Source organism: Streptomyces sp. NPDC058678, assembly GCF_042714835.1.
GTDB lineage: Bacteria > Actinomycetota > Actinomycetes > Streptomycetales > Streptomycetaceae > Streptomyces.
Map to the genome: position 1 here is coordinate 56,877 of NZ_JBHXSG010000003.1, position 22,516 is coordinate 79,392.

Below are 22,516 nucleotides of genomic sequence, written 5' to 3' on the forward strand. Positions count from 1 at the left end.
CCGGACGCCGTTCAGGACACGTCCGAGACCTGCGGCATCTCGCCCGAAGTGGTCGTGACGTCGATCACCGAGAAGCTCGCGCCCTGCGGGTCGCTGAGGGCCGCGAAACGGCCGAACGGGGTGTCCATCGGCCCGAACCTGAGGACGCCGCCGAGCTTGGTGGCCCGGGCGACGGCGTCGTCGCAGTCGTCGACGGTGAAGTAGACGTTGATGTACGGCGGCACCTCGGGCGGGAACTCCTCCGTCATCTTCATGCGGCCGAGGACCGTGTTGCCGTCGACCTCGAACAGGCGGAAGTCGACCGCGTCGTCCTGCATCTGCTTCGCGGTGTACGGGAAGACGGCCGGGAAGAACACGTCCGACTTCTCGGGCTCACGGGTGAAGACCTCGGCCCAGCAGAACGCGCCGACCTGCTCGGGCGGCGCCTCGAACCCCTCGTGGACGCCGGCCTGCCACACGCCGAAGACGACGCCGCTGGGGTCGCGGCCCAGGCACATGCTGCCGAAGTCGCCGATCTGCATCGGCTCCATCACCACCTCGCCGCCGTTCTCACGGATCTTGCCGGCTGTGGCCGCGGCGTCCGGCGACGCGAAGTACAGGCACCACTGCGACTGCCCCTCCTGCCCGGGCATCGGCGGTACGACGGCGGCGACGGCCTTGCCGTTCGCGTAGGCCTGGGTGTAGTTGCCGTACTCCGACAACGCCTCGCCGAAGGTCCAGCCCAGGACGTCGCCGTAGAAGCTCTTGGCTCCCTCGACGTCACTGAACATCGCATCGGCCCAGCAAGGGGTTCCCTCTGGTTGTACAGCCATGTCCGCGGCCCTCTCCGACTCGGTGGGTCATCCGGGTGGTCCGATTCCTCACGCTAGCCATCGGTCCGCCGGACCGCGCGTCGAACGGTCCGGGCCGTCCCGGACCGGACAGAAGCGGGCGGCTTTCGGCCGCGATCGGTGCGATCACGCCGCGTACACGGTGCCTGCCGATCGCGTCCGAGCCACGGTCGTGGCCTTGGCCGGTCGTAGGTCTTCCGCCCGGAGCCCCGCTGTGCTTGCCTGGGGAGCCGTTTCGCCGGCCGGGGCGGGAGTGGTCGCATGCGCAGGGTGTGGGTCGTGGGGGTGCTGCTCGTCGGGCTGCTGCTCGGCGCGTGCACGGATCCGTCGTCCGGTCCGGAGGACGCGCCGCCCTCCCCCGACGTGCCGGCCTCGTCCCCCTCCACCGAGTACCGCCGGCCGGCCGCCTCACCGCGGGCCCCGGCCAAGGCGCCCACCGTGCTGTACCTCGGCGACTCCCTCGCGATGGAGAACCAGCGGGTACTCGGGCAGGAGCTGGAACGCGATCTGGCCGCGAAGTACACGAGTGCCCCCTACTCGGGGACCACGGTGTGCGACTACCTGGAGGGCACCAAGGCGCGGTCGCTCGTACCGGACCGGGACAAGGCCGCCGTCCTGGTGCGGTCGCTGCGCCCGGACGTCGTGGTCCTGCAGTTCTGGGGCAACGCCTGGGGCTACACCTGGTGCATGGACGGGATCACCCACGCCGCCTCGCCCGCCGAGTACTTCAGGCGGTACGCCGCCGACGCGAAACGGCTCACCGAGCAGATCGCGACGGCCGGCGGTTCGAAGCGGCCGAGGATCGTGTGGGTGCTGCAGGGCCCGGACCCGATGACCCCCGACCGGATCCGGCGGGTGAACGGCATCTACGAGGAGCGGGCCGCCGCGTCGGGCGATCTGGTCGCCGACGCGGGCAGGACGGTCAGCCCCGCCGGTGCCCGTCAGACCTGGGTCCAGTACCTGCCGTGCACCGCCTACGAGCACGACCACCCGGACTACTGCACCCAGCCCGGCCGGGACCGCACCGCCCTCCACCTCGACAAGGACCCCCTGCACTTCTGTCTGGTCCCCACGACGGCCACGCCGAAGCCCTGCCCGGTCCGCTCCCCCGGCATCCTGCGCATCGCCCGGGAGATCACGCGGGTGGTCGGCGAGAACCTCGGCGGGTAACGGTCACTCGCCCGCGGCCGCCTTCTCCAGGGCGGCGATGTCGATCTTGCTCATCGCCATCATGGCCTTCATCGCGCGGCCCGCCTTCTCCTGGTCGGGGTCGGTGGTCAGCTCGATGAGGCGGTCGGGGACGACCTGCCAGGACACGCCGTACCTGTCCTTCAGCCAACCGCAGGGGCCGGGCTCGCCGCCGCCCTCGGTGAGCTTGGTCCAGTAGTGGTCGACCTCCTCCTGGTTCTGGCAGGAGATCATGAAGGAGATCGCCTCGGTGAACGTGAACTGGGGGCCGCCGTTGAGCGCGAGGAACTTGTGGCCGTTGGCCGTGAACTCGACGGTCAGCACGCTGCCGGCAGGCTGGGGAGCTCCCTCGGAGTAGTGCGTGACGTTGCCGACGCTGGAGTTCTTGAAGACCGAGACGTAGTAGTGGGCGGCCTCCTCGGCCTGGCCGTCGAACCAGAGACACGTGGTGAATCCGTCGGTGGTCATGAATACCTCCTGGGCGTGAAGCGCGGTGTGGAACGCGGTGTGGAACCCGTCATGGATGTCGACCGGTCCCGGCCCCGGAACTCATCGGTCGGGCGCCGGTCAAATCCAGGTGGCAGATACACCGTTCCGAACTAGCATCCGGATCATGACCTCTTCGCCCACCGACACGGTCCGGCCCTTCCGCATCGACATCCCGCAGAGCGATCTCGACGATCTGCACGACCGGCTCGACCGCACCCGCTGGCCGGACGAGCTGCCGGGGGTGGGCTGGGCGTACGGCGTCCCGTCGGACTACCTGCGGGAGCTGGTGCGCCACTGGCGGCACGAGTACGACTGGCGGGCGGCCGAGGCACGGCTGAACGAGTGGCCGCAGTTCACGACCGAGATCGACGGCGCGCACGTGCACTTCGCGCACATCCGCTCCCCCGAGCCCGACGCCACCCCGCTGGTCATCACGCACGGCTGGCCGGGGTCGATCGTCGAATTCCTCGGCATCGTCGGCCCGCTGACGGATCCGGCCGCTCACGGAGGTGACCCCGCCGACGCCTTCCACGTCGTGCTGCCGAGCATTCCCGGCTTCGGGTTCTCCGGGCCCACCCGGGAGACCGGCTGGGAGGCGCGCCGGATCGCCGACGCCTGGGTCGAGCTGATGACCCGCCTCGGCTACGAGCGTTTCGGCGCGCAGGGCGGCGACTGGGGCGCCGGTATCTCCCGCGAGCTGGGCCGGGTCCACCCGGACCGGGTCCTCGGCATCCACCTCAACCTGCTGCCCGGCGCACAGGCGGCCACCGAGCCGACCCGCGAGGAGCTGGCGGCGCTGAGCCCCGGGGAACGGGAGCGGACGCTCACCTCGTGGCGCCGGTGGGACAAGTGGTTCCGGGACGGGACGGGCTACTTCCACGTGCAGTCCACCCGGCCGCAGACCCTCTCGTACGCGCTCACGGACTCGCCGGTCGGTCAACTCGCCTGGATCGTCGAGAAGTTCCGGGAGTGGACGGACTCCGAGGAGCTGCCCGAGGAGGCCGTCGACCGGGACCTGATGCTGACGAACGTGATGCTGTACTGGCTGACGGGGACGGCTGGTTCGTCCGCCCGGGTCTATTACGAGCGTGCCCACGCCAGGGGGGAGCGGATCGCCGCTCCGCACGAGCCCTCGACCACCCCGACCGCGGTGGCGTCCTTCCCCGGCGACCCGCAGATCCCGCTGCGCCACAAGGCGGAGCGCACGGAGAACATCGTGCGGTGGACGGAACTCGACCGGGGCGGACACTTCGCGGCGATGGAGGAACCCGACCTGCTGGTGGACGACGTGCGCGCCTTCTTCCGACAGCTGCGCGAGAAGGGCGCGGGCTGACGCGGGAGGACCGACCGCCCGCTCTGCCCGCAGCGAATCTGCCACGGGCAGAGAATCCGCATCCCGGCACCGTCCGAGGTCAAGAGTGGAGTCGACGGCATCCCCGCCACCACGAGGAGAACCGATGACTCCACTCACCACGCTCGCTCCGCGGGCCGAGGAGGGCGACACCCCGCCCTCCCGCTTCGACGACCACCTGGCCGCCCAGCTGCTCGGGCAGCGCATCGTCCTGCTGGGCACCCAGGTGGACGAGGTCTCCGCGAACCGGATCTGCGCCCAGCTGCTGATCCTGTCCGCGGAGGACCCGCGCACCGACATCAGCCTGTACGTCAACAGCCCGGGCGGTTCGGTGCACGCGGGGCTGGCCATCTACGACACCATGCGGCTGATCCCGAACGACGTCTCCACGCTCGCCATGGGCTTCGCCGCGAGCATGGGCCAGTTCCTGCTGAGTGTCGGCGCACCCGGCAAGCGCTACGCGCTTCCGCACGCGCGGATCATGATGCACCAGCCGTCGGCCGGTATCGGCGGCACCACCGCGGACATCGAGATCCAGGCGGAGAATCTGGAGCACACCAAGCGGACCATCGAGCGGATCACCGCGGAGCACACCGGCCAGAGCCCGGAGACCATCTCCCGGGACGGCGACCGCGATCGCTGGTTCACGGCCGAACAGGCCCGGGAGTACGGCATGGTGGACCGGGTCGTGGAGTCCCTCACGGACGTCCGCCCGGCCGCCTCGAAGCGACGGATGGGGCTGTGACATGGGGAGCTACACGATTCCGAACGTCGTCGAGCGGACCCCGCAGGGCGAGCGGTCGTACGACGTGTTCAGCCGGCTGCTGTCGGAGCGGATCATCTTCCTGGGCACCGAGATCGACGACGGCGTCGCCAACGTCGTCATCGCCCAACTCCTCCACCTGGAGTCGGCGGCCCCCGAGAACGAGATCGCGATCTACATCAACTCCCCCGGCGGATCGTTCACTTCGCTGATGGCGATCTACGACACGATGACGTACGTACAGGCGCCGATCTCGACGTTCTGCGTCGGACAGGCGGCCTCCACGGCGGCCGTACTGCTGGCGGGAGGGGACCCCGGGCGGCGGTTCGTCCTCGAGCACGCGCGGGTGCTGCTCGGGCAGCCGGCCAGCGGCGGACGGCAGGGCACCGTGTCCGATCTCGCCCTCCAGGCCAAGGAGATGGTGCGGATCCGCTCCCAGGTGGAGGAGGTGCTGGCCCGCCACACGCACCACGACGTCACGACGCTGCGCGCGGACATGGACCGCGACAAGGTGTTCACCGCCGAGGAGGCGGTGGCGTACGGGCTGGCCGACGAAGTGGTGAGCCGGCGCCTCGTGGCGGTCTGAGGCGCCGGCCCGCCCGGTTCGTCAGGCGGCCAGGCAGAGCCCGTTGTACGGCGCCGTCGAGCGGCCGTGGCTCCTGGTGGGCCGGGCCCGGCGGGTGAGCTCGCCCTGCGCCAGCGACAGCAGGTCGCCGAGGCCGAAGCCGAGGGCGTGCGCGGCGGCCGCGAGGACCTCCGAGGAGGCCTCCTTGCGGCCGCGCTCCACCTCCGAGAGGTACGGCATGGAGATCCGGGCCGCGTCGGCGACATCCTTGAGCGTGCGCTCCTGCGCCAGGCGCTCTCGACGCAGGACGTCGCCGACCAGGTCCCGCCACAGGGGTTCCCTGGCGGCCGGCTCCGGAGGGGCGGTGGCGGGACGTTCGGACACGGGGCGGGCGGTCCCGGGGCGCGCGGAGGGCGGGCGCAGGGGGATCACGCGGGCTTGGTTCGGCGCTTGGCTGCTCACCTTCTCAGGTTAGGTTTCCTGGGCCTCAGGGGAAGAGAGCGGCATTCTGCCCTGGGTGGAATCGTGCCGGCGACTGGGCGTGGCCAGCATGCTGCGGGAGACGTTCAACGAGGTCGCGGAGCTGAACGACCGGGCGCGGCCCCGCTACCCCCGAGCCCTGGTGGACGAGTTGGCGCGGGTCGCGGGCCTCGGACCGGGCAGCCGGGTCCTCGAGGTGGCCCCGGGGACCGGCCAACTCACCGTTCCGCTCGCCGGGTTCGGCTGCCGGATCACCGGCGTGGAACTGGGGCCCGCCATGGCGGCCGTGGCCCGACGACGGCTTGCGGAATTCCCCCTGGTGGACGTGGAGGTGGCGGACTTCGATCAGTGGCGGCTGCCGCGCGAGCCGTACGACCTGGTGGTGTGCGCCACCGCGTTCCACTGGCTCGACCCGGCCCTGCGCGTACGGAAGCCGGCGGACGCGTTGCGTCCCGGAGGCCGGCTCGCGGTCGTCACCACCGAGCACGTGGCGGGCGGCAGCACGGACTTCTTCGCCCAGGCCCAACGCTGCTACGAGCGCTGGGACCCGGCCACACCCCTTGGGCTGCACCTGCAGGACCAGTCGGACATCGCCGGCGACACCGGCGAGCTGGAGCGGGGCGGGCGCTTCGAGAACGTCGTAACGACCCGCCACCTCCAGGACATCACGTACACCGCCGACCAGTACATCGACGTACTGCTCACCTATTCGGGCCACCGGGCCCTCGACGCGACCTCTCCGGAAGGCCTGCTCGCCTGCGTGCGGGAGCTGATCGACAGCCGGCACGGCGGCAGTTGTCACCAAGCGCCATCTGCACGAGCTGGTCGTCGCCACCCGCACCTGAGTGGCGGCCTGTGTCCCATCCGGCCTTCGTCCCGCTCCCGAGGGGGGTCGACGTGGCCAACGCGACGAGCAGGGCGGGCCCTGATGCCGCAAAATCGGGCATACAGACCCGAATCGGCGCCCGTGACGCACAGCACTACCGATTTTCCGCCGCGCCGCCACCGAACAAGCATGTGTGGTGACAGGCCGGGTACGCGCTACGGAGAGGAACCACTCGGTGGACGGTGTGCATACGTCGCCGCTGGGCGGGTACTCGCAGCCCGCATACTCGTAGCAGGACCCGATACAACCGAGGCCGAAGAGGCAGACGTCGAGCCGTGACTTTCGTGGGAGAGGTAATGGACACCGCCGTGATCCGGTCGGAGGCACAGGTCGTCGAGAAGACCGCCAGGACCCGGACGACGGGTGACGGACCGCTGCCGGGAGTCGAGAATCCGCGGACCGTGGCCCCGCGTGATGCGCGAGAGCTGTCCCGTCAGTTCTTCCAGCGCCTGACGGAACTCGAGGAAGGCACCCACGAGTATCAGTACGCGCGCAACACGCTGATCGAGATGAACATGTCCCTCGTGCGCTTCGCGGCCGGCCGGTTCCGCGGTCGCGGCGACGACATGGAGGACATCGTCCAGACCGGCATGATCGGCCTGATCAAGGCCATCGACCGCTTCGACCTCACGCGCGAGGTCGAGTTCACGTCGTTCGCCCTCCCCTACATCGTGGGCGAGATCAAGCGGTTCTTCCGTGACACCACCTGGGCGGTACACGTGCCGCGCCGGCTCCAGGAATTGCGTGTGGAGCTGGCCAAGGCGCGTGAGGAGCTCGCCAGCCGTCTCGACCGCGAGCCGACCGTCGGCGAGCTCGCCACGCTGATGAACATCGCCGAGAACGAGGTCGTCGAGGCGCAGATCGCCTCCAACGGCTACAACTCCTCTTCGCTGGACGCCGCGCTCACGGGCGACGGTCCCGAGGGCGGCGAGGCCGTTCTCGCCGACTTCATCGGCGTGGAGGAGAACGGCCTGCGACTGGTGGAGGACTTCCAGTCGCTGATCCCCCTCATGGCCGAACTGAGCGAGCGCGACCGTCAGATCATCCATATGCGGTTCGTGGAGGAGGCCACCCAGGCGGAGATCGGCGAACGTCTCGGCTGCTCCCAGATGCACGTGTCGCGGCTGATCAAGCGGATCATCCTGCGGCTGCGCGAGGGCATGCTGGGCGAGCTGGGCTGCGCCTGATCCGGACAGACAGAGCGGGTGCCGCCCCAGGTGCAGGTACGGGGCGGCACCCGCGACGGGGTCGACCGGGCAGATCGAGGAATCACTCTCTGCCGATGTCCACGACGGCGCGGACGCGCTTGCCGACCGGAACCCGTTCGACGGCGAGGCCGGTCGCCAGCACATGGACGATCTCCAGGCCGTGACAGCCGATGCGCTCGGGGTCCTTGGGGAACCGCCGGGGCAGGGCGGCGCTGCTGTCATAGACGATCACCGCCACCTCGGCGTCCGTGCCCTCCAGCTCCAGGATGTACGGCCCGTTGCTGTGCCGGTCGGCGTTGGTGACCAGTTCGCTCACCACCAGCAGCACCGCCTCCTCGGCCCGGTCCGCCACCTCGGCGCACCACTCGGTCCTGAGCTGCTCGAGGAAGGCCGCGGCGAAGGACCTCGCCTCCGCTATGGATCCCGGTTCGCCCGTGTAGTGGGCCGCCCGCCGTAGCGGTTCCACGGGCACGTCGAAACCAGTCGGTATCACTGCCCCGTCCAGATGCTCGATCATGCGTTTCTCTCTCGGAAGCCGGACTGGCCGGACGCTGCTGCACCAGTGCTCGTACCCCGAGCCGCGCGCCCCAGTCCCCGCGTCCCCGTGACGGCGCTTACGCCCTGGCGGAACAGTCCGAGTGGGTCACGTCACGGGAGCCGTCGAGTGCGAGCCCGCGGGCCCGGACTGTGTCGTCGTGTCGGGCGCCAGCGGTGCCTGCGGCGAGGAGGCGGGCGGCTCCGGCTCGCTCGGGTCCGGGTCGAGGGTCGCCGGCTCGGAGGGGGACGGCTTGGAAGGGGACGGCTTGGAGGAGGACGGCTCGGAGGGGGACGGCTTGGAGGAGGACGGCTCGGAACTCGGCGAGGACGGGGCCGTCGAGGTGGACCGGCTCACCGACGGTTTGGGCTGGTGGGCGGGCGGTTGGGTCTTCTTGTCCTTGCCGCCGGTGTCGCCGCGGTGCCGGGCGAACCAGTCTCCGCGGTCGGGGTCGTAGATCACGAAGATGTTGACGACCTGCGCGGAGGGCGCGACCACGACCACGTTCGCGGGGTTGTACGACGGCCAGGAGTCGCCGGTGCGCCGGGGCGTGGCCTGCAGCGCGACAGGCGGGGTGAGCGGGTTGCCGCAGGCGCAGCGGACCCTGGGCACTCCGTGGTCGTCGACGAGGACCGCGGTGCCGGACTGCAGGACGGCCTGGTAGCTGGTGGCGGATCCGTCGCGGTAGCCGTGGTTGGTGACGCGGGTGTCCATGCGCAGTTGCAGGGGCGTGAGGGAGCGCAGATAGGCGGGAACCTCCGAGGGGGCTACGCGTGCCACGGAGGCGAACGCACGGTTCTTCGGCGGGGCCGCCCGTAGGGCGGTGATCTGCTTCTCCACGTCGCAGCTGGAGACGTTGCGGGTGCCGCCGTAGAGGCCGGGGGCGCCGCCGTCGACGCCGCGTACCGCGTTGGCGGGGGCCGACTCGGTGGTCGGGGAGGCCGAGAGCGGCGGGGCGGAGCTGTCCGTCGCCGTGGACTCGGTGTAGGGGTCGGGGCCGGTCTTGCCGGCGGCCTGGAGGAAGACCTCGCCGCCCTTGGCCGAGCCGCCGCCGTCGGACCGGGTGAAGACGACCGCGAGGACCACGGCGGCTACGACCAGAGTGGCCAGGACCGCGACCCGTGGGACGGACCGCCACCAGGGGCGGCCCGGTTCCGGCTCGTGCGCTCCGCCGCTGCCCGGGGGCTGCGAGGGCGGCCCCGAAGGTGGCTGGGAGGGGCCGGACAGCGGCCCGGAGGGAGGTCCTGTGGGGCGGCCGGAGGACGGCGGTTCGACGCTCACTAGCTCCTCTTCCCGACGAGGGATTCCAGCGTATTTGTCTGCCCATGCAAGATTTTGACGCTTACTTTCGGAATATCCCCATTGTGTGCTCCGTTCCCGTGCGGCTCGCAAGCCGACGCGGACGGCCCTCCCGGCGGGCGCGCCGCCCGGGCGCTGCTTAGCGTGGCAGCGTGAGTGTCCGAACCCGCTTCGACCAGGCAGTCGTCGCCCGCCACGGCTGGGTGCAGGCGGTGGCCGCGGTCCTGGCCGCGCTGATCGCCATGGCGGTGGTCGCCGGGCTGGGGCTGTGGGCGGCGGGTGCGGCGGACCTTCCGGACAACGCGTTCCCCCGCGTGGTGGCGGCGACCGTGGTGACGGCCGTCGGCGGCACGATCGAGCTGTCGGGGAACGCCGGCGGGCTCGCCGACACCGATGCGGGGCTCACCGTCATCCCGCTCTCCGTCACGCTCGTGGGGGCGCTGGTCCTCGGTGCGGGCTTCCTCCGGCCGCTGCGGCACCGGGCGGTCGCGGGCGCGCGGGAGCTGGCGGGGTGGGCGGCGCGGATCGCCCTGCTGTGGCTGCTCGCGCTGGTCGGCCTGGCCCTGGTGGCCCGTCAGACCTTCCAGCTCTCCCTCGGCGACGAAACGCTGAGCGATCTCGGCGACCTGTTCGGCGTGTCGCCGAAGGTCGGCTTCACCACGGACGTGCCACCAACCCTGTTCTTCGGCCTGCTGTGGCTGGTCGGGGTGCTGGTGCTGGCCGTTCTCGTCTCGCGCGGGGCACCGTTGCCGCCCCGGCTGCTGCGGTTCCAGGCATCGGTGCGGCCGGCCGCGTACGCCATGGTCGTGCTGCTGCTCGCGTACGTCGCCCTGGGCATCGTCATCGCCCTGGTCGTCGCGGCCACGCGGGGCCACGCGACGGAGACTCTCGCAGTGATCCTGCTCGGGATCCCGAACCTGGTCTGGCTCACGCTCACCATCGGCCTCGGCGCCACCTGGAACGGCCGGGTGGAGGGGCCTTTCGGGCTGCCGATGCCGCACGTCCTCGACGAGGTGCTGCGCTCCTCGGACACCGCCACCCTGAACCTGGGCACGCTCGCCGAGCACGACGGCAGGGTGTGGTGGCTCGTGGTCGTGGACGCGGTGCTGCTGCTGGCCGCCGCCTTCGTCATGGCGGCCCGCTCCCCGGCCCGGACGCGCGCCTGGCAGCACGCCGTGCACATGGCGGTCGCGCTCGCGCTGACGGTGCTGATGATCTGCCTGGTCGGCCGGATCTCCGCGCACTACGGCCTGTCGGTCCTCGGCATCGGAGACCTGGGCGGGGATCTGGGCGGCGACCTGTTCTTGAAGCCCGAGCTGTGGACGGCGCTGGGCCTGGCCCTGCTGTGGGGGCTGGCCACCGGGTTCCTGGGCGGCCTGCTGGCCAGAGGGGTGCGGCGGCGGGGCGCGGCGGGAAACGGGTGGAAAGCCTGACGTCGGGTGTGCGAGCGTGCGCCCAGTCGAGGAAAGGTCAGGACATGACGCTCGCGCTCGAGGACCGTCTGGCCGTCACCGAGTTGATCGCACTGCACGGGCATCTGATGGACGCCGGTGAGCTGGACCGCTCGGCGGAGCTCTTCACGCCGGACGTCGTCTACGACCTGTCCGACTTCGGGCAGGGCCAGCTCACCGGGATCGCCGCTTTCACACAGGCGGCCCTGGCCCTGGGCGCGGCGAATCCCGTCGCGCACCACGTCACCAACGTGGTGATCGAGGAGGCGGCCGAGGACCGGGTGCGGGTGCGCTCCAAGGGGCTGGCCGTCATGGCGGACGGCTCGTGCGGGTCGGTGACGTACGAGGACACCGTGGTGCGCGTCGCCGAGGGATGGCGCATCTGCCGGCGCAGGGTCGTGGCGCGGCGGGTGCCGCTGGGAGGGCTCGGTCAGGGCTGACGGCGCAGCTGCCCGAAGACCGGCTCGGCCCACCGTGGCGGCGGTTTCGGCCGGTCGCGCGCCGGTGCCACGACACCCCGGTCGACCTCGGTCGGCGGGTGGCCGACCGCAGGGGCGCCGCGCAGGGCCGCGACGAAGGTGAGGCAGGTGTCGTAGCGGTCGTCGGGGCTCTTGGCCAGGGCCTTGGCGAAGACGGTGTCGAGGTGGTGGGCGAGGTCGGGGCGGGACTCGGTCAGGGGTGGCGGTTCGTCGTACTGGTGGGCCCAGAGCAGGGCCATGTCGTCGTCGCGGCGGAAGGGCGGGCGGCCCGCGAGCGTCTCGTAGACGACGCAGGCGAGGCCGTAGACGTCGCAGCGGCCGTCGACGGGGCGTCCGGAGATCTGCTCGGGGGCCACGTAGTCGAGCGTGCCGACGAACTGGCCGACGGTGGTGAAGCCGGTCAGGGACAGGGACTTCTTCGTCAGGCCGAAGTCGGTGAGGTAGACGTGCTCGGGGTGGTCGCTGTCGGTGCCGCGGGCCACGAGGATGTTGCCGGGCTTCACGTCGCGGTGGACCAGACCGTTCTCGTGGGCCGCGTCCAGCGCGGAACCGACCTGGGCGGCGATCCGGACAGCGGTCGCGAGCGGCAGGGGCCCATCGCGGTCCAGGAGGTGGCGCAGGTCGCTGCCGGGGACGTAGCGCATCGCGATGTACAGGACGCCGTCCGTCTCGCCCGCCTCGAAGACCGGCACGATGTTCGGGTGGTCGATCGCGGCGGCCACGTGGGACTCGTGGGTGAAGCGGCGGCGGAAGGTGTCGTTGCGGGCGAGTTCGGGGGCGAGCAGCTTGAGGGCGACGGTCCGGCCCAGGCGCAGGTCGCGGGCGCGGTAGACGACGGCCATGCCGCCGCGGCCGATCTCGTGCTCGATGCGGTAGCCGGCGACCTGCTTGCCGATCAGCTCGGAGGGCCGCCCTGAGAAGAGGCTCGCTTCATGTGCCATCGGGTGTCACGACCTGGGTGGGGGCGTGCCCGGGATCCGCGGCGGCGGCGCGGGGCCCGTCGTCCGTGGCGTAGGTGCTGAGCCGGGCCCCGTCCGCGTACGCCCACCGCCCGCGTTCGTCGTCGTAGAGCCATATCGACTCCCCGTCCACGACGACGCCGAGCCGCAGTCCGCGCGTACGCACCCGAAATGCCTCCCCCTCCAGCCCGCCCGCCGCCAGTTCCTCGACCGCGGCCCGGTAGCGGGCCAGGGCGTGTTCGGCGCGGGTGAGCAGGGGGCGGGGGTCGGCGGCGTGAGTGAGCGGGCCGTCGGCGAGCGGTGGGTCCTGGGGTACGGCGACCAGGTGGCGGCCGTCGACCCAGGCCGACCACCCGTTGGCGCACAGGACGTGTCCCCAGTCGCCGCGTCGCTCGACGAGCTGGACCGGCAGCAGCGCGTCGAGGGGCACGGTGGGCCGGGCGGGGTCGGGGGCCTCCCAGGCGGGCATGCCGTTCTGGGGCACGACGTGGGTGGGCCGGAATCCGGGGGTCGTCATCGCGCGCCCCTACTTCCGCATCACGGCGGGTTCGTGCCGGCGCAGCAGCCGGGCGACGAGGTACCCGAAGGCGGCCGACAGCACGACCAGCATGGCCACGTTGAGCAGCCACACCCCGGCCGAGTGCTTGAACAGCGGATCGCCGGTCAGCTCGCCGGGCACGATCCGTGCCAGGCCGACGGTGCCGGCCATCGCGCCGAGCGCCCACCGCGAGGGCACCAGCCACGCCAGCTGTTCCAGGCCGGGCACACCGTCCAGTTTCAGCAGGGCGCCGCAGAAGACCACTTGGACGATGGCGAGGAGCACGAGCAGCGGCATCGTCACCTCCTCCTTGCGCACCATCGCGGAGACCAGCAGGCCGAGCATCATCGCGGTGAACGCCAGCAGGGCGACGGCGACGGTGATCTCGGCAAGGGGCGGCATCAACACGCCTTCGCCGCCGGGCGCGTTGAGATCGACACCGAGGAGGGCGACCAGGGTCAGCACCACGGCCTGCAGGACGGTGATCGTGCCGAGGACGACGACCTTGGACATCAGGTACGCGGATCTGGACAGGCCCACGGCCCGCTCGCGCTGGTAGATCACGCGCTCCTTGACGAGTTCACGCACGGCGTTGGCCGCGCCGGTGAGGACTCCGCCGACACACAGGATCAGCAGGGCGTTCATGGCTGTTTCCTGGGTCAGCTTGCTGCCGGCCAGGGCTCGGCCCATGGCGCCCATCACGAACGGCAGCGCGATCATGATGACGAGGAAGGTGCGGTCGGCGCTGAGCGCGGCCGCGTACCGGCGCACGAGGGTGCCGAGCTGGGCGCCGCGGCTGCGGGGTCTGGCCGGGGGCGTGATGAGGACGGGGCCCTCGCGGGGCCGCGGGGGCTGCGCGGTCGCGTCCTGGACGTACCGGCGCTGGGACGGCGAGGTGCGGAACTCACCCGACCAGTCGCGGTCGCGGTCCCGTTCGAAGGCTTCGAAGGCCTCCGGCCACTGGGTGAAGCCGAAGAAGGCGAGGGCGTCCTCGGGCGGGCCGTAGTAGGCGATCTTCCCGCCGGGCGCGAGGACGAGGAGCCGGTCGCAGACGTCGAGGCTGAGGACGCTGTGGGTGACGACGATGACCGTGCGTCCGTCGTCGGCGAGGCCGCGCAGCATGTGCATCACCGAGCGGTCCATGCCGGGGTCCAGGCCCGAGGTCGGTTCGTCGAGGAACAGCAGGGACGGCTTGGTCAGCAGCTCCAGGGCCACGCTGACCCGCTTGCGCTGGCCGCCCGACAGACTGTGCACGGGCTGCCGTGCCCGCTCCTCCAGGCCGAGTTCCCGGATGACCTCGTCGACCCTGGCGCGGCGCTCGGCCTTGGCGGTGTCCTGCGGGAAACGCAGTTCGGCGGCGTAGGACAGGGCGCTGCGGACGGTGAGCTGGGCGTGCAGGATGTCGTCCTGCGGGACCAGGCCGATGCGCTGACGCAGTTCTGCGTAGTCCCGGTAGAGGTCGCGGCCGTCGTACAGGACGGTGCCGTGGTCGGCGGGGCGCTGTCCGGTCAGGGCGTTGAGGAGCGTGGACTTCCCGGCGCCGCTCGGGCCGACGACCGCGAGCAGGCACTTCTCGCCCACCGGGAACGACACGTGGTCGAGCAGGGTCTTGCGGCCGTGGTCGACGGCGACCGTGAGGTCCTGCACGTCGAGGGAGACCTCGCCGGTGTCGACGTACTCCTGCAGCTGGTCGCCGACCAGGCTGAACGCCGAGTGGCCGATGCCGACGATGTCGCCGGGCCCGATAGGGGCGCTGGTGACGGCCAGGCCGTTGAGGAAGGTGCCGTTGTGGCTGCCGAGGTCGGCGATCTCGTACGTCCCGTCCGGCAGGGCGCGCAGCTCGGCGTGCCGACGGGAGACGACCAGGTCGTCGATGACCAGGTCGTTGTCCTCGGCGCGGCCGATGCGGACGGTGCGGGTGGGCAGCGGCCGTACGGTGGTGGGCTGCCGGAAGGTGCCGGTCAGGGCGGGCATCGAGACCGCGGAGGGGCGTTCCGGTGCCGGGGGCGGGAGGCCGGCGAGGACGGCGCACGGGCCGTCGGCCGGGCTGCCGAAGCGGATGACGCTGCCGGGGCCGACGCCCCACTCGTGGACACGGCGGCCGTCGGCGTAGGTGCCGTTGGTGCTGTTCTCGTCCTGGAGTGTCCAGTGGTCGGCCTCGGGGCGCAGCACCGCGTGGTGCCACGAGACCCGGGCATCGTCGATGACGATGTCGCACAACGGATCGCGGCCGACGTGGTAGTCGTGGCCCGGACTCATCACCGTGGAGCCGGTCTCGGTCTCCACCACGAGTTCGGGCGCCGTGGGTGCCATCGGCCGCTCCGCCATACCGGAATTCTACCGATTGGTACCGGTCTGCGCCCGGCGTCGCCGTTCAGGCCACAGGTGTGAACAGCATCGAGGTGGTCCGCTGCATGCGCAGGGCGTCCACGGACTCCGCCAGCAGTTCGTACTCGGTGGTGTCGTCGACGGCGGCGATCCGCACCAGCCGTCCTGCGGCCAACTCGTCGGCGACCAACTCCTGTTGGGCCGGATCCCCGCACCAGGTCCGGAGCACGGCGGGTACGTCGGGAACCGTGGCGGCGACCGGGACGAGCGCGCCGGCCGGTAAGTGCTCGGCCTCCGGCTGGGGGTCGAGGCGATCGGCGATCCAGACCGCCCGGTCGCGCAGCCACCACAGGGCGAGCGCGAGGGTGGGGGCCCGGTAGGTTCCGAGGGGCACACCGATGCGTCGGCCGCCGCAGGTGCCGTACCCCGTGACATGGCACAGGAATTCGTCGTGCACGATCCACTCCCCCGCTGCTCCGCTAGCCTGTCGGCCGGGCCTCGCTTTCCCTGCGGCTCATGTGCTGTGCGTGACCGGTGCCTCGCTGGATGTGAAGTCCTATCAGTCGAGTATGTTCACTACTGAAACACTGTCACCACGACTTTTTGGCCAGTCTCCTGGCATATTCACCGCCCACCATGGCCGAAAAATGACGAGTACATGCCGATGTCGTCATTACCTGTGGGGTAATCGACCGTCCGCGGCGATGGGGGCAGGGTTGCGGTACCGGGTCGCCGACGCACGGACCCGCATTCCGACCAGCAGATACGTCCTCGATGGAGGCTGATCGCCCATGCCCGCGAACTCCGACCGGTACGAGAGTGCCGTCGCCCGCTATTTCGAGGCCTGGAACGCCCGGGAGGCCGAGCCGCGGACCAAAGCGGTCGCCGCCGCCTGGGCCGCGGACGGCACCTACACCGACCCGTTCAGCGATGTCGACGGCCACGAACAGATCGCGGCCGTCATCGCGGCGACCCACGTGCAGTTCCCCGGCTTCGCCTTCCGGCTCACCGGCGCGGTGGACGGCCACCACGACACGGCGCGCTTCTCCTGGGAGCTGGTGAACGAGAGCGACGGCTCGGCGCCCGTGGCCGGCTCCGACGTGATCACGCTGGACACGGACGGCCGGATCAAGACCGTGCTCGGCTTCCTGGACCGGATACCCGCCGGGGCCTGACGACCGGCCCACGATGAGTTTTCACGCTCCCGGCGGTCTCTTGAGGAAGGGAACCACCGGGAGCGGAGAGAACACCATGGGTACGACACCAGAACTGGACGCCGAATTCACCGCCGTCCTGCGCAAAAGCCCGCAGGAGGGCGGCTGGACCTATCTCGTCTGGCCCGACTCCGTCGCGTTCTTCGGGACCCGAGGACTGGTCAAGGTGCGCGGCACGATCGACGGGCACCCCTTCCGCAGCTCCTTCATGGCCCTGGGAGACGGCACCCACAAGCTGCCCGTGAAGGCCGAGGTGCGCAAGGCGATCGGGAAGGAGGAGGGCGACACCGTGACCGTGCGGCTCGAGGAGCGGATTACGGCTTGATCACCGCGTCGATCCGCGCCAGCTCCTCCACGTCGAAGTCCAGGTTGCCGAGGGCGCCGACGCTGTCCTCCAGCTGCTGCGCGCTGCTCGCGCCGACGAGGGCGGAGGTCACCCGGCCGCCGCGCAGCACCCAGGCCAGCGCCAGCTGGGCCAGGCTCTGCCCGCGGGACTTGGCGATGTCGTCGAGGTCGCGCAGCCGGCCCACCAGGTCCTCGGTCACCGCGTCCGAGTTCAGGAAGGGGCTGTCACTGGCCGCCCGCGAGCCCTCGGGAATGCCGTCGAGGTAGCGGCCGGTCAGCAGGCCCTGCTCCAGCGGGGAGAAGACGATGGAACCGACCTGGAGCTCGTCCAGCGCGTCCAGCAGGCCCTCGTCCTCGGGGCGGCGGTCCAGCATCGAGTAACGGGGCTGGTGGATGAGCAGGGGGGTGCCCAGCTCGCCCAGGATGCGGGCGGCCTCCCGGCTCTGTTCCGCGGAGTAGTTGGAGATGCCGACGTAGAGCGCCTTGCCTTGCTGGACCGCCGAGTGCAGGGCGCCCATCGTCTCCTCCAGGGGAGTCTCCGGGTCGGGGCGGTGCGAGTAGAAGATGTCGACGTAGTCGAGGCCCATCCGCTTCAGGCTCTGGTCGAGCGAGGACAGGACGTACTTGCGCGAACCCCACTCGCCGTACGGGCCGGGCCACATCAGGTAGCCGGCCTTGGTGGAGATGACCAGCTCGTCGCGGTACGGCGCGAAGTCGTCCTTCAGGGCCTCGCCGAAGGCGGACTCGGCGGCGCCGGGGGGCGGGCCGTAGTTGTTGGCGAGGTCGAAGTGGGTGATGCCGAGATCGAAAGCGCGGCGCAGGATGGCGCGCTGGGTCTCCACCGAGCGGTCCGGGCCGAAGTTGTGCCACAGGCCGAGCGACAGCGCGGGCAGCTTCAGCCCGCTGCGTCCGGTGCGCCGGTAGGGCATGTCCGCGTAGCGGTCGGGGTGTGCGGTGTACAACGCGACTCCAGAAGGGTTGGCACGGTGGAACCAGGTTCCCTGAGAACCGCTGCCCACTCTTTCGCGACCTGGGGGCAGTGGTCCAACAGGAGAATCCGATGGAATTCAGCGGATAGGCTTCTCAATCATGGAACTGCGCCATCTTCAGCACTTCGTGGCGGTCGCCGAGGACCAGCATTTCACCCGGGCCGCCGAACGGCTGCTGGTGTCCCAGTCCGGCCTGTCCGCTTCCATTCGCGCGCTGGAGCGGGAGCTGGGGACCCCGCTGTTCGTCCGTACGACCCGGCGAGTGACGCTCACCGAGGCCGGGCGGGCGCTGCTCGGTGAGGCCGAGCGGATCCTGGCGCAGGTGCGCTCGGCGCACGAGGCCGTCGCCGCCGTGCAGGGCGTGCTGCGCGGCACGCTGGCACTGGGCACCGAGCAGTGCATCGCGGGCGTGCACGTGGCGAAGCTGCTGGCCGCGTTCCGGCGGCTCCATCCGGACGTGGAGATCCGGCTGCGGCAGGCGGGCGCGGGCGCCCTCGCCGAGGAGGTCGCCGCCGGACGGCTCGACCTGGCGTTCGCGGTGCGGACCCAGGCCGACTCCGACCAGCTGCGTTCCGTTCCGCTGACCAGTGAGCCGATGACCGTGCTGTGCCATCCCAGCCACCGGCTCGCGACCGGCGGCGCGGCGGTGACGCCGGACGAGATCGGCGGCGAGGTCTTCGTCGACTTCCACCCGGACTGGGGGCCGCGCCGCATCACCGACGCCGCGTTCGCGGCGGCAGGCGTACGGCGGACGGTCGCGCTGGAGGTGAACGACGTGCACAGCCTGCTCGACCTGGTGGACGAGAACCTCGGCATCGCCGTCGTACCGCGGCACTTCCGGCACAAGCGGGAGGCACTCACCGCCGTCCCGCTGAAGGGCACCGACGAGGCGGCGTACGAGACGGTCGCGCTGCTGCCGCCCCCGGAGGCGGCCAGCCCGGCGGCGCGGGCGCTGATGACGCTTCTGGAGACACAGGGCGCGTGACGGGCGCGCATGCGCGATGGTGGACCGTATGCATGCCAAGGACATCCTCATCGACGCGTACAGCCGCATCCGGGAAGAAGTCCATGCCGCGGTCGAGGAGCTGGGCCCGGAGGACCTCAACGCCCGTCCCGCCGCCGACGCGAACTCCCTCGCGTGGCTGGTCTGGCACCTCACCCGGGTCCAGGACGACCACGTGGCCGACGCCTCCGGACGCGACCAGGTCTGGTTGTCACAGGGCTGGGAGAAGCGCTTCGGGCTCGACCTCCCGCGCCGGGACACCGGCTACGGGCACAGTTCGGCGAAGGTCGCCAAGGTACGGGTCGGCTCCGGCGACCTGCTGACCGGCTACTACGACGCCGTGCACGAGCAGACCCTCACGTACGTGCGCGGGCTGACCGCCAAGGACTTCGAGCGCATCGTGGACGAGCGCTGGGATCCGCCGGTCACCCTGGCGGTACGGCTGGTCAGCGTCCTGTCCGACGATCTTCAGCACGTCGGACAGGCCGCCTACGTACGCGGGCTGCTTCAGAGCGCGGACTCGTAGCCCGGCAGGACGACATCCTCGATGAGGGCCCGGCGCTCGTCGAACGGGACGAACGCGCTCTTCAGGGCGTTCACCGTGACCGTACGCAGGTCCTCGACCGTCCAGCCCGCCTCCTCGACCAGCAGGGACATCTCGCGGGTCATCGTCGTGCCCGACACCAGACGGTTGTCGGTGTTGAGGGTGACGCGGAAGCCCAGCTCCTTCAGCTCGGTGATCGGGTGCTCGGCGATCGAGGTGGCCGCGCCGGTCTGGAGGTTGGACGTCGGGCACATCTCCAGGGCGATACGGCGGTCGCGCACCCAGCCGGCCAGCCGGCCGAGCTTGCCGTCCACGATGTCGTCGGTGATGCGCACACCGTGGCCGATGCGCTGGGCGCCGCACACCTGGATGGCCTGGTGGATGCTGGGCAGGCCGTGCGCCTCGCCGGCGTGGATGGTGAAGGGCACGTTCTCGCGGCGCAGGTGCTCGAAGGCGGCCAGGTGGTCGGCGGGCGGGAAGCCGTCCTCGGCGCCCGCGATGTCGAAGCCGACGACGCCCGCGTCGCGGAAGGCGACGGCCAGGTCGGCGGTCTCCCTCGTGCGGTCGAACATCCGCATGCCGCACAGCAGGGTGCCGACCCGCACCGGGGTGCCCGCGGCCGCCGCCTTGGCCATGCCCGCGGCCAGACCCTCCTGGACGGATTCGACGACCTCGGGCAGGACCAGCCCGCCGTTGACCATCAGCTCGGGCGCGTAGCGCACCTCGGCGTAGACGACCCCGTCCGCGGCGAGGTCGAGGACGTACTCCTCGGCGGTGCGCAGGAGGCCTTCGCGGGACTGCATCACGGCGAGGGTGTGCTCGAAGGTGGCTATGTAGCGGACCAGGTCACCGGAGTTGGCGGCCTCGAAGTACCAGGCGGCGAGCGCCTCCGGGTCGGTGGTCGGCAGGGTGTGGCCTACCGCGTCCGCGAGTTCCACCACGGTGGCGGGTCGCAGACCGCCGTCGAGGTGGTCGTGCAGCACGGCCTTGGGCAGCCGGCGGAGGGTTTCGGTGTCGATGCGGGGCGCGGTCATGTGCGTGTTCCTCGGCAGTGGTTCTCAGTCGGTGGCGGGCTGGAGGTCGGTGGCCGGCTGGAGCAGGTCCCAGCGGTTTCCGTACAGGTCCTGGAAGACGGCGACCGAGCCGTACGGCTCGTGACGCGGCGCCTCCAGGAAGGTCACACCCGCGGCGACCATGCGGGCGTGGTCGCGGGCGAAGTCGTCGGTGTGCAGGAAGAACCCGACGCGCCCGCCGGTCTGGTCGCCCACCCGGCCCTGCTGCGACTCGCCCTTCGCGCGGGCCAGCAGGAGATCGGCGCCCGGCTCCTGCGCGCCCGGCCGTACGACGACCCAGCGGGAGCCGTCGGGGCGCGGGGTGTCCTCGACGAGCCGGAATCCGAGGGCCTCGGTGTAGAAGCGGATCGCCTCGTCGTAGTCGTCGACGACGAGGGTGACCAGGGCGATGCGTCTCATCGGGGCCTTTCGGGACGGGTGATTGACGGGAGAGGTTATACGTAAAACCCCACGCGCGCCAGTCAGCACGGAGGGGTGTGCGGGGGAGGCCGTCGCTTGCGTGACAGGCTGGAGATCACGTCCGGGGGCTGTGCCCCCACCACGTACTGCCGTACAGGAGTCGAGTGCCATGACCGAACTGCCGAAGTCGACCGGTGCCCCGGCCCGTCAGAACGTCACCTTCCCCAGTGGCGGGACCACCGCGCACGGCTATCTGGCGCTGCCGCCCTCCGGGCGCGGACCGGGCGTCATCGTCATCCAGGAGTGGTGGGGCCTGACCGACCACATCGCCGACGTGGCCGACCGGCTCGCACGGGAGGGTTTCGTCGCGCTCGCCCCCGACCTCTACGGCGGCAACGTGGCCCACGAGACCGAGGAGGCCCTGCGGATGATGCAGGCCCTCCCCGTCCCGCGCGGTGTCGAGCTGCTCTCCGGCGCCGTCGACCACCTGCTGTCGCTGCCCGAGGTCACCTCGGACACCGTCGGCGCGGTCGGCTTCTGCATGGGCGGCGGCTTCGTGCTGTACCTGGCCGCGGCCGACCCTCGGGTGAGCGCCGCCGTGCCGTTCTACGGCGTCATCCAGGGAGAGATGCCCGACTTCAAGGGGCTCAGGGCGCAGATCCTGGGTCACTTCGGCGAACTCGACCAGAGCATCCCCGCCGAGACGGTCGACCGGCTGGCCGACGCCATTCAGCGGGAGTCGGAGGTCACGCCCGACTTCCGCCACTACCCGGCCGGCCACGCCTTCTTCAACGACGGCCGCCCGGTCTACCACGCCGAGTCGGCCGCCCGCGCCTGGCAGAGCACCGTGCCCTTCCTGCACGAGCAGTTGGGCTGACCCGCTCCTAGGCTCCTGCACCGGGTCGCAGGACGGCCAACAGCCCCTGCACGCGCGTGCCGTCCGGTGCGCTCCACGGGGCGGCGACATGGCCGATCGCGCCCTGCGGCAGGAGGGGCGCGCCGTCCGGTGCGGGGCGCAGAACTCGGTGCAGGAGGAGCGTCGCACCCTGCGGGAGGGACAGGTGGGTGCCCTCTTCGTCGTCGGTGACCGTGAGAGCGGCGGCGGCGGGGGGCACCTCGGCCACGCAGGAGCGGGTGACGTCCCGGTCGGGGGTGTCGTTGACGCTCTGGGCCTGGGCGTCGGCGCGGCCCTCGATCAGGGCGAGCAACTCGGCCACCAGCACCGGGTCGTGGCAGCCGTCGTAGGCCCAGCGGTGTCCCAGCACGCCGTGCTCCATGGTGCCGACGAGGGCGTGCTCCGCCCCGTCCAGCGGCGCACCGCGATAGGTCAGCGGTACCAGGTAGGTGGCCGGCCGGCCGCCGGACGTGTCGGTGACGACCATGAACTCCATGCCGACCTCGCCCGCCGGGTCGTCCAGCCGGAACCCGCCGGCCTTCGCCAGTTCCGGTTCGCCCGGGCCTCCGGAGTACCAGGGGCGGGTCGGCAACCAGGCGGTGAGCAGTTCGAGCTTGGTCGGCTTCAGGGTGGTGTGGTGGATGACGGCCATGCCGGAGACTCTCTTTCCGTGATGGATGCGGGCTTCACACTTTCGCACCGGCG

At 71.2% G+C, this 22,516-nt stretch carries 25 protein-coding genes and 1 pseudogene; 13 read left to right on the forward strand and 13 right to left on the reverse strand.

Features of this window, described 5'->3' with window-relative positions; all coding sequences use genetic code 11:
• Positions 1–11 precede the first annotated feature (11 nt).
• The gene (locus tag ACFWWR_RS04630) at positions 12–812 is read right to left on the reverse strand and encodes a VOC family protein (protein ID WP_383867455.1); all 801 of its coding nucleotides are present in this window, start codon (positions 810–812) and stop codon (positions 12–14) included.
• A 279-nt stretch (positions 813–1,091) separates the two neighbouring features.
• Between ACFWWR_RS04630 and ACFWWR_RS04635 the strand changes: the two genes are divergently transcribed.
• Positions 1,092–2,000: an SGNH/GDSL hydrolase family protein gene (locus ACFWWR_RS04635; RefSeq protein ID WP_383867453.1), complete on the forward strand. Its 909-nt coding sequence runs from the start codon at positions 1,092–1,094 to the stop codon at positions 1,998–2,000.
• A gap of 3 nt (positions 2,001–2,003) precedes the next feature.
• On the opposite strand, the gene ACFWWR_RS04640 is transcribed toward ACFWWR_RS04635, so the two are convergent.
• Positions 2,004–2,486 carry a VOC family protein gene (locus ACFWWR_RS04640; protein ID WP_383867451.1) on the reverse strand — a complete coding sequence of 161 codons (483 nt, stop codon included), beginning with the start codon at positions 2,484–2,486 and terminating at the stop codon, positions 2,004–2,006.
• A gap of 145 nt (positions 2,487–2,631) precedes the next feature.
• Here ACFWWR_RS04640 and ACFWWR_RS04645 point away from each other — a divergent pair, with 145 nt between their 5' ends.
• The 3 genes from ACFWWR_RS04645 to ACFWWR_RS04655 all read left to right on the forward strand — a co-directional run bounded on the left by ACFWWR_RS04645 (position 2,632) and on the right by ACFWWR_RS04655 (position 5,207).
• On the forward strand, positions 2,632–3,840 hold the full coding sequence (locus ACFWWR_RS04645) for an epoxide hydrolase family protein (protein WP_383867449.1): 1,209 nt from the start codon (positions 2,632–2,634) through the stop codon (positions 3,838–3,840).
• A 124-nt stretch (positions 3,841–3,964) separates the two neighbouring features.
• Positions 3,965–4,603, forward strand: coding sequence for an ATP-dependent Clp protease proteolytic subunit (locus ACFWWR_RS04650; protein WP_384301960.1), 639 nt, complete (start codon positions 3,965–3,967; stop codon positions 4,601–4,603).
• A gap of 1 nt (position 4,604) precedes the next feature.
• The gene (locus ACFWWR_RS04655; RefSeq protein WP_383867446.1) at positions 4,605–5,207 is read left to right on the forward strand and encodes a ClpP family protease; all 603 of its coding nucleotides are present in this window, start codon (positions 4,605–4,607) and stop codon (positions 5,205–5,207) included.
• Between the two features lie 21 nt (positions 5,208–5,228).
• On the opposite strand, the gene ACFWWR_RS04660 is transcribed toward ACFWWR_RS04655, so the two are convergent.
• Positions 5,229–5,648 carry a helix-turn-helix domain-containing protein gene (locus tag ACFWWR_RS04660; RefSeq protein WP_383867445.1) on the reverse strand — a complete coding sequence of 140 codons (420 nt, stop codon included), beginning with the start codon at positions 5,646–5,648 and terminating at the stop codon, positions 5,229–5,231.
• An 88-nt stretch (positions 5,649–5,736) separates the two neighbouring features.
• On the opposite strand from ACFWWR_RS04660, the pseudogene ACFWWR_RS04665 reads away from it, so the two are divergent.
• A pseudogene (locus tag ACFWWR_RS04665) lies at positions 5,737–6,511 on the forward strand (class I SAM-dependent methyltransferase).
• 337 nt (positions 6,512–6,848) lie between these two features.
• Positions 6,849–7,739, forward strand: coding sequence for an RNA polymerase sigma factor SigF (locus tag ACFWWR_RS04670; RefSeq protein ID WP_383867443.1), 891 nt, complete (start codon positions 6,849–6,851; stop codon positions 7,737–7,739).
• An 82-nt stretch (positions 7,740–7,821) separates the two neighbouring features.
• Here the strand turns inward: ACFWWR_RS04670 and ACFWWR_RS04675 are convergent, their stop codons facing one another.
• Together ACFWWR_RS04675 and ACFWWR_RS04680 are read right to left on the reverse strand one after the other, a co-directional pair.
• Entirely contained in the window at positions 7,822–8,277 is a 456-nt protein-coding gene (locus tag ACFWWR_RS04675; protein ID WP_383867441.1) for an ATP-binding protein, read from the reverse strand.
• A gap of 126 nt (positions 8,278–8,403) precedes the next feature.
• On the reverse strand, positions 8,404–9,576 hold the full coding sequence (locus ACFWWR_RS04680; RefSeq protein ID WP_383867439.1) for a DUF6777 domain-containing protein: 1,173 nt from the start codon (positions 9,574–9,576) through the stop codon (positions 8,404–8,406).
• 170 nt (positions 9,577–9,746) lie between these two features.
• Between ACFWWR_RS04680 and ACFWWR_RS04685 the strand changes: the two genes are divergently transcribed.
• Together ACFWWR_RS04685 and ACFWWR_RS04690 are read left to right on the forward strand one after the other, a co-directional pair.
• The gene (locus ACFWWR_RS04685; RefSeq protein WP_383867438.1) at positions 9,747–11,027 is read left to right on the forward strand and encodes a streptophobe family protein; all 1,281 of its coding nucleotides are present in this window, start codon (positions 9,747–9,749) and stop codon (positions 11,025–11,027) included.
• 44 nt (positions 11,028–11,071) lie between these two features.
• Positions 11,072–11,485 (forward strand): nuclear transport factor 2 family protein, encoded by a 414-nt coding sequence (locus ACFWWR_RS04690; protein WP_384301962.1) that lies wholly within the window; start codon positions 11,072–11,074, stop codon positions 11,483–11,485.
• Here the strand turns inward: ACFWWR_RS04690 and ACFWWR_RS04695 are convergent.
• From ACFWWR_RS04695 to ACFWWR_RS04710, 4 genes are read right to left on the reverse strand one after another with little or no spacing between them, the layout of a single operon-like run.
• Positions 11,476–12,465: a serine/threonine-protein kinase gene (locus ACFWWR_RS04695; RefSeq protein WP_384301964.1), complete on the reverse strand. Its 990-nt coding sequence runs from the start codon at positions 12,463–12,465 to the stop codon at positions 11,476–11,478. The two genes, ACFWWR_RS04690 and ACFWWR_RS04695, sit on opposite strands and share 10 nt — an antisense overlap.
• Entirely contained in the window at positions 12,455–13,000 is a 546-nt protein-coding gene (locus tag ACFWWR_RS04700; protein ID WP_384301966.1) for a hypothetical protein, read from the reverse strand. Before ACFWWR_RS04700 ends, ACFWWR_RS04695 begins: the two co-directional genes overlap by 11 nt.
• A 9-nt stretch (positions 13,001–13,009) precedes the next feature.
• A complete protein-coding gene (locus tag ACFWWR_RS04705) occupies positions 13,010–15,349 on the reverse strand; it encodes an FHA domain-containing protein (RefSeq protein ID WP_384301968.1) in 2,340 nt (779 codons plus the stop codon).
• A gap of 46 nt (positions 15,350–15,395) precedes the next feature.
• A complete protein-coding gene (locus ACFWWR_RS04710; RefSeq protein ID WP_383867428.1) occupies positions 15,396–15,806 on the reverse strand; it encodes a hypothetical protein in 411 nt (136 codons plus the stop codon).
• Positions 15,807–16,140: 334 nt separating this feature from the next.
• Here ACFWWR_RS04710 and ACFWWR_RS04715 point away from each other — a divergent pair, with 334 nt between their 5' ends.
• Positions 16,141–16,524, forward strand: a complete 384-nt coding sequence (locus ACFWWR_RS04715) for a nuclear transport factor 2 family protein (protein WP_384301970.1) — start codon at positions 16,141–16,143, stop codon at positions 16,522–16,524.
• A gap of 76 nt (positions 16,525–16,600) precedes the next feature.
• A complete protein-coding gene (locus tag ACFWWR_RS04720; RefSeq protein ID WP_384301972.1) occupies positions 16,601–16,888 on the forward strand; it encodes a DUF1905 domain-containing protein in 288 nt (95 codons plus the stop codon).
• On the opposite strand, the gene mgrA is transcribed toward ACFWWR_RS04720, so the two are convergent.
• Entirely contained in the window at positions 16,878–17,870 is a 993-nt protein-coding gene (mgrA, locus tag ACFWWR_RS04725) for an L-glyceraldehyde 3-phosphate reductase (RefSeq protein WP_384301974.1), read from the reverse strand. The genes ACFWWR_RS04720 and mgrA overlap by 11 nt on opposite strands.
• 127 nt (positions 17,871–17,997) lie before the next feature.
• Here mgrA and ACFWWR_RS04730 point away from each other — a divergent pair, with 127 nt between their 5' ends.
• Together ACFWWR_RS04730 and ACFWWR_RS04735 are read left to right on the forward strand one after the other, a co-directional pair.
• Entirely contained in the window at positions 17,998–18,882 is an 885-nt protein-coding gene (locus ACFWWR_RS04730; protein WP_383867420.1) for a LysR family transcriptional regulator, read from the forward strand.
• A 28-nt stretch (positions 18,883–18,910) separates the two neighbouring features.
• Positions 18,911–19,426, forward strand: a complete 516-nt coding sequence (locus ACFWWR_RS04735; protein ID WP_383867418.1) for a DinB family protein — start codon at positions 18,911–18,913, stop codon at positions 19,424–19,426.
• Here ACFWWR_RS04735 and ACFWWR_RS04740 read toward each other — a convergent pair.
• Positions 19,408–20,478, reverse strand: a complete 1,071-nt coding sequence (locus ACFWWR_RS04740; RefSeq protein WP_383867416.1) for an adenosine deaminase — start codon at positions 20,476–20,478, stop codon at positions 19,408–19,410. The two genes, ACFWWR_RS04735 and ACFWWR_RS04740, sit on opposite strands and share 19 nt — an antisense overlap.
• A 24-nt stretch (positions 20,479–20,502) precedes the next feature.
• Complete coding sequence (locus ACFWWR_RS04745; protein ID WP_383867414.1) at positions 20,503–20,916, reverse strand: VOC family protein; 414 nt, start codon at positions 20,914–20,916, stop codon at positions 20,503–20,505.
• 169 nt (positions 20,917–21,085) lie between these two features.
• On the opposite strand from ACFWWR_RS04745, the gene ACFWWR_RS04750 reads away from it, so the two are divergent.
• The gene (locus ACFWWR_RS04750; RefSeq protein ID WP_383867412.1) at positions 21,086–21,793 is read left to right on the forward strand and encodes a dienelactone hydrolase family protein; all 708 of its coding nucleotides are present in this window, start codon (positions 21,086–21,088) and stop codon (positions 21,791–21,793) included.
• 7 nt (positions 21,794–21,800) lie between these two features.
• Here ACFWWR_RS04750 and ACFWWR_RS04755 read toward each other — a convergent pair whose 3' ends face one another.
• Entirely contained in the window at positions 21,801–22,463 is a 663-nt protein-coding gene (locus tag ACFWWR_RS04755) for a 1,4-alpha-glucan branching protein (protein ID WP_383867410.1), read from the reverse strand.
• Between the last annotated feature and the right edge of the window lie 53 nt (positions 22,464–22,516).